General features: G+C 39.9%; 4 protein-coding genes, 4 tRNA genes and 2 rRNA genes (1 of these 10 cut by a window edge). 4 read left to right on the top strand and 6 right to left on the bottom strand.

Annotated features, from left to right (window positions below):
* The 4 genes from BN2390_RS21205 to BN2390_RS21220 all read left to right on the top strand — a co-directional run.
* Window positions 1-1,085, top strand: partial view of an alkaline phosphatase family protein gene (locus tag BN2390_RS21205; protein WP_053986270.1) — the 3' portion only. It extends 235 nt beyond the left edge of the window; 1,085 of the gene's 1,320 nt are visible here — the last part of the coding sequence; the start codon falls outside the window, past its left edge; the stop codon is at window positions 1,083-1,085.
* A complete protein-coding gene (locus tag BN2390_RS21210; RefSeq protein ID WP_053986271.1) occupies window positions 1,082-2,368 on the top strand; it encodes an MFS transporter in 1,287 nt (428 codons plus the stop codon). The genes BN2390_RS21205 and BN2390_RS21210 overlap by 4 nt, the downstream gene beginning before the upstream one ends.
* Before the next feature lie 145 nt (window positions 2,369-2,513).
* A complete protein-coding gene (locus tag BN2390_RS21215) occupies window positions 2,514-2,711 on the top strand; it encodes a helix-turn-helix transcriptional regulator (protein ID WP_053986272.1) in 198 nt (65 codons plus the stop codon).
* 16 nt (window positions 2,712-2,727) lie between these two features.
* Window positions 2,728-3,147 (top strand): hypothetical protein, encoded by a 420-nt coding sequence (locus BN2390_RS21220; protein WP_053986273.1) that lies wholly within the window; start codon window positions 2,728-2,730, stop codon window positions 3,145-3,147.
* Between the two features lie 313 nt (window positions 3,148-3,460).
* On the opposite strand, the gene BN2390_RS21225 is transcribed toward BN2390_RS21220, so the two are convergent.
* From BN2390_RS21225 to BN2390_RS21510, 6 genes are all read right to left on the bottom strand, one after another.
* Window positions 3,461-3,532: transfer RNA gene (locus BN2390_RS21225), tRNA-Gly, on the bottom strand.
* A 38-nt stretch (window positions 3,533-3,570) separates the two neighbouring features.
* A tRNA-Lys gene (locus tag BN2390_RS21230) sits at window positions 3,571-3,643 on the bottom strand.
* A 35-nt stretch (window positions 3,644-3,678) separates the two neighbouring features.
* Window positions 3,679-3,753 (bottom strand) — tRNA-Pro (locus tag BN2390_RS21235).
* Window positions 3,754-3,759: 6 nt separating this feature from the next.
* Window positions 3,760-3,877 (bottom strand): 5S ribosomal RNA (gene rrf / locus BN2390_RS21240).
* Between the two features lie 3 nt (window positions 3,878-3,880).
* Window positions 3,881-3,952, bottom strand: a tRNA-Glu gene (locus tag BN2390_RS21245).
* A gap of 121 nt (window positions 3,953-4,073) precedes the next feature.
* Window positions 4,074-6,002: ribosomal RNA gene (locus tag BN2390_RS21510) — 23S ribosomal RNA — on the bottom strand; the annotation flags it as partial.

Genomic DNA, 6,002 nt, shown 5'->3' on the forward strand with positions numbered 1-6,002 from the left:
ATTCCGATTGGTTTTGGTATCACAAGGCTATTCAAGTTCCTACTCTTTTTGATTTAGCCTATGCAAAAGGTCTAAGTACCTGTTCCATACTTTGGCCTGTAACTGCTAGAGGCCCTATTACATATAATCTACCTGAAATCTTTCCTACTAAAAGCTGGCACCATCAACTTATTATGTCGGGATTCGCTGGCTCACTAACTTATCAGTTAGACCTTCAAAAACGTTTTGGTCATATTAGACAAGGAACAAGTCAACCAGCTCTTGATGATTTTGTACTTTCTTGTATGAAACATACTCTACTCCATTATAAACCTGAAGTTATGTTTGTGCATATGACTGATGTAGATACAACACGTCATTATACAGGTCATGACAGTAATGAAAGTATGCATGCACTTGTTCGTCATGACAGACGTTTAGGTGAAATTATAGCAACACTTAAAGAGGCTAACCTCTATGAAGAGACAACATTCATTATACTTGGTGATCATGCACAACTTCCTGTTCATTCACAAATTAGGCTCAATAAAATTTTAGTAGATGAAGGTCTCATGCAAGTAGATAGTAAAGGTCGAATTACTAAGTATGATGCCATCTCCAAATCCTGTGATGGTTCTTGTTACATCTACTTAAGAGATCATTCCAATAAAACGTGCCTTGAAAAAGTGCAAACCTTACTTACTCGTCTATTAAATGATACTAATAGCCCTATTGAAAGAATTTTTACTAGAGAGGAAGTAATTAAACTGGGTGCTGATTCTTCTTGTAGTTTCATGGTAGAAGCTAAAAAAGGATATTATTTTATTGATACTACTTCTGGTGAATTCATTGAAACTATAGATGTTACTAAAGTAAGATCTGTGCCCCACCACATTCTCTCATCTCATGGTTATCTCCCTACTAAGCCGAATTATACGACATTTCTACTGGCTACAGGACCAGGTATTAAAGAAAATCATATTGTCCAACAAGGTTCCTTACTTAATCATGCCCCAACTTTTGCACACCTTTTAGGATTATCTCTCAAAAATATTGATGGCCATATTGAATGGTCAATTTTAAAAGAAAATGAGGTAAATTTATGAATCATCTAACCAGGCAAGAAAAAAGTTGGATTCTCTATGATTGGGCCAATTCCGCTTACTCCATGACTATTACTTCTACTATCTTACCTATCTATTTTAAGATGGTAGCAAGTAATGGACATATGTCCTCAACAGATTCTACTGCATTATGGGGGTATACTATTTCTCTCTCTACACTGATTGTCTCCTTACTTGCACCTATTCTTGGAACTATTGCAGACTACAAGGGATTCAAAAAGAAATTCTTTACTACATTTTTTAGTATCGGTGTCGTAAGTACAATAGCTCTCGCGTTAGTTCCTGAAAATCAGCCTTTCCTACTTCTTATTCTTTATGGATTCTGTGTACTTGGTTTTGCCGGTGGTAATATCTTCTATGATGCTTTTCTCGTAGATGTTACTACTAATGAACGTATGGATAAGATATCTTCCTATGGTTTTGCAATGGGATATATCGGAAGTACCATTCCTTTTATTATCTGTATTATTATTGTTCTTCTTACTCAGCAAGGCCTATTACCTATTAGCCTTGGTCTTGCATGTAAAATAACCTTTCTTATTACGGCTCTCTGGTGGGGTATCTTTACTTTGCCTCTTCTAAAAAATGTCAAGCAAACCTATTATATTGAACCTGAATCACATCCGATTAGTAGCTCATTTAAACGCCTTTTTAATACCTTCAAAGAAATTAGAAACTATAGAGGGATTTTTATATTCTTAATTGCCTATTTCTTCTATATAGATGGTGTAGATACTATTATTGGTATGTCTACTTCCTATGGAACAGATTTAGGTATTTCAATGACTACCTTACTTATTATTTTACTTCTCACACAATTTGTTGCTTTTCCTTTTACAATTCTCTATGGCAAACTTGCTACTAAGTGGGGTGCTAAAAAGCTTCTCTATATTGGTATTATTACATACATATGTATTTGTTTTTATGGGTATTTTATAAAAACAGCCTTAGACTTTTGGGTTCTTGCTATGGCAGTGGGTTCCGCACAAGGTGGTATTCAGGCCATTTCTAGATCTTATTTTGCTAAATTAGTTCCTAAAGAAAAATCCAATGAATTCTTTGGTTTCTATAATATCTTTGGAAAATTTGCAGCCATAATGGGCCCTTTCTTAGTTGCTCTTGTCACACAACTTACTGGACGTACTAATAATGGTATCATTAGTCTAATTATATTATTTATTATTGGCTTTATTATGCTTATGCGCGTACCAGATATAGAACAATCTCACCAAAAAGAAGATCATTCCTCTGAATTAAATCTTTAATATATTTAGGATGCAGGCTATTTAATCAAAAAATATGCCTGCTATTTTTGTAAAATCCTTTAATGTAAAGTTTACTTGACATCATTTCTTACATAGTATATATTAAATGTAAAGTTAACTTTACTTTTATATTGGAGGTGATTCGTTGAACAATAATATTCGTTCTTTACGCGAAACACAAAATTTAACTCAACAAGATTTAGCCGATCAATTAGGCGTCTCTAGACAAGCTATTATTTCACTAGAAAACGGAAGATATAATCCATCTATTATGTTAGCATATCGTATTTCTAGAATTTTCAACTTAACTATTGAAGATATTTTCTTATTTGAAGAAGAATAAAAAGGGGGCTTTAATAATGAATTGTAAAACAGCAAAAACTAGAAATTTAATAGGTTATATTATGATTGGTATAGGTGTGCTAGTCGGTGTCTTAGCACACTTTTTCAATAATACAGGTCATGATGTTGCTTATCTTTATGGAATTGCTTGTGGATTAATCTCTGCTAGTCTTGCTATAATGATTATTTCTTTTATTCGTAACAAAAATCCTAAATACCGGGAACAACAAATCATTAACGAACAAGATGAACGTAATCAAATGCTTTCTATGCGTTCAGCATCTATTGCTTTTACTTATTTATATTATGTAGTTGTAATTTGCTTTTTAGTTAATCTATTTATCCCTCTAGCTTTTCATTACATTGCATTATTTTTAATTATCTCAGCACCTATTGTTCAAATGATAGCTGCACATCACTACGGTAAAAAATATTAATGCTTCTGATAATGATGGTTGAGCATTAATATATGTTGAAGATGAATGCTTTTATTTTAAGTATCAAAAATAGAAAGGGTCACAGTATATATAAGTAATATCTTATATATACTGTGACCCTTTTCTTTAGTATAAATCTAATTATAATTGAGAGCTAATATATAAAATTATTAAACGTTAACGTAAATGTTGTTTTAAAAATAATAATTGTGTATATCTAGGATAAAACACAAAATAGTCCACAGCTATATACTTTTTTAAGTATATCATTGTGGACTATTTTCATATTATACACATATTCTCAAATAAAAAAAGCGCGAGACGGGATTCGAACCCGCGACCCTCTCCTTGGCAAGGAGATGCTCTACCCCTGAGCCACTCACGCATTTAAGTAGTACATTTTGTACTACTTGTATTCAATTATGAGCCACCGGAGGCTCGAACTCCGGACCACTTGATTAAAAGTCAAGTGCTCTACCAACTGAGCTAGTGACCCATATTATTATTATAGCTCCACGACTTGGAACTAAATCGGGGTGACAGGACTCGAACCTGCGGCCTCCTGAACCCAAATCAGGCGCTCTAGCCAAACTGAGCCACACCCCGTTTTAAAGTTGGCAATCATCTACTCTCCCGGGCCGTCTCCAGCCAAGTACCATCGACCGCTTTAGTCTTAACCTACGTGTTCGGTATGGGAACGGGTGTTTCCCTAAAGCGCATCATCACCAACAAATGACCCATAGGAGAATCGAACTCCTGTTACCGCCGTGAAAGGGCGGTGTCTTAACCGCTTGACCAATGGGCCATACTTAAAAGTATGTACTTATACTTTCTTTTTTCAGCTCACCCTATGGGATTCGCTGTTTTTGAAAGTTTAATTCTTATACTCTCAAAAACAAATACTGCAATCATTTTAACCTGTTTTTTAGGTCAAACCCTCGAACCGTTAGTATTGGTCAGCTACACATGTTACCATGCTTACACCTCCAACCTATCTACCTCGTAGTCTACAAGGGGTCTTACTCCATTTCTGGATGGGAAGTCTTATCTTGAGGTCTGTTTCACGCTTAGATGCCTTCAGCGTTTATCAGCTCCAGACTTAGCTACTCTGCTATAGGCTTGGCAGCCTAACAGATGCACCAGCGGTCTGTTCATCCCGGTCCTCTCGTACTAAGGACAACGCCTCTCAAACTTCCTACGCCCACGACGGATAGGGACCGAACTGTCTCACGACGTTCTGAACCCAGCTCGCGTACCGCTTTAATGGGCGAACAGCCCAACCCTTGGAACCTGCTTCAGCTCCAGGATGCGATGAGCCGACATCGAGGTGCCAAACCTCCCCGTCGATGTGAACTCTTGGGGGAGATAAGCCTGTTATCCCCGGGGTAGCTTTTATCCGTTGAGCGATGGCAATCCCACTTTCATACCACCGGATCACTAAGTCCTACTTTCGTNTGCCTCTCAAACTTCCTACGCCCACGACGGATAGGGACCGAACTGTCTCACGACGTTCTGAACCCAGCTCGCGTACCGCTTTAATGGGCGAACAGCCCAACCCTTGGAACCTGCTTCAGCTCCAGGATGCGATGAGCCGACATCGAGGTGCCAAACCTCCCCGTCGATGTGAACTCTTGGGGGAGATAAGCCTGTTATCCCCGGGGTAGCTTTTATCCGTTGAGCGATGGCAATCCCACTTTCATACCACCGGATCACTAAGTCCTACTTTCGTACCTGCTCCACCCGTCGGTGTCGCAGTCAAGCAACCTTCTGCCTTTGCACTCTACGAATGGTTTCCGACCATTCTGAGGTTACCTTTGAGCGCCTCCGTTACTCTTTCGGAGGCGACCGCCCCAGTCAAACTGTCCACCTGACATTGTCCCAAACCCGGATCACGGGCTATGGTTAGAAGTTAAGTATTACAAGAGAGGTATCCCACCGGCGGCTCCATGCAGACTGGCGTCCACACTTCTTAGCCTCCCTCCTATCCTGTACATGTAATACCCAACCTCAGTATCAAGTTACAGTAAAGCTCCACGGGGTCTTTCCGTCCTGTCGCGGGTAACCAGCATCTTCACTGGTACTACAATTTCACCGGGTGCGCTGTCGAGACAGTGCCCAAATCATTACGCCTTTCGTGCGGGTCAGAACTTACCTGACAAGGAATTTCGCTACCTTAGGACCGTTATAGTTACGGCCGCCGTTTACTGGGGCTTAAGTTCAAAGCTTCGGATTACTCCTAACCTCTCCCCTTAACCTTCCAGCACCGGGCAGGCGTCAGCCCCTATACTTCACCTTTCGGTTTAGCAGAGACCTGTGTTTTTGCTAAACAGTTGCTTGGGCCTATTCTCTGCGGCCTACCGAAGTAGGCACCCCTTCTCCCTAAGTTACGGGGTCATTTTGCCGAGTTCCTTAACAACGCTTCTCCCGTCGGCCTTAGGATTCTCTCCTCATCCACCTGTGTCGGTTTACGGTACGGGTACCTATCACGCAATAGCAGCTTTTCTCGGCAGTGTGGATTCAGGAACTTCTCTACTTTAATTTCGATCCGTATCGTACTTCACCCTCGTCTAGCGGATTTGCCTACTAGATGCGGCTTTGTACTTACACGCAGCTTTCCATTCTGCGCCTTCCCTATCCTTCTGCGTCCCTGCAGTTCTGATAATAGGTAGTACTGGAATTTCAACCAGTTGTCCATCGACTACAACTTTCGTCCTCGCCTTAGGTCCCGACTTACCCAGGGCAGATCAGCTTTACCCTGGAAACCTTGGATATTCGGCCTAGAAGATTCTCACTTCTATCTCGCTACTCATTCCGGCATTCTCACTTGCATAAACTCCACAGCTCCTTACGGTACT

It is taken from the genome of Niameybacter massiliensis, from assembly GCF_001282685.1.
Taxonomy (GTDB): Bacteria; Bacillota; Clostridia; order Lachnospirales; family Cellulosilyticaceae; genus Holtiella; species Holtiella tumoricola.

Coding starts and splice junctions, on each gene's coding strand:
- BN2390_RS21220 (WP_053986273.1), top strand. CDS start 2,728: ATGAATTGTAAAACAGCAAAAACTAGAAATTTAATAGGTTATATTATG.
- BN2390_RS21210 (WP_053986271.1), top strand. CDS start 1,082: ATGAATCATCTAACCAGGCAAGAAAAAAGTTGGATTCTCTATGATTGG.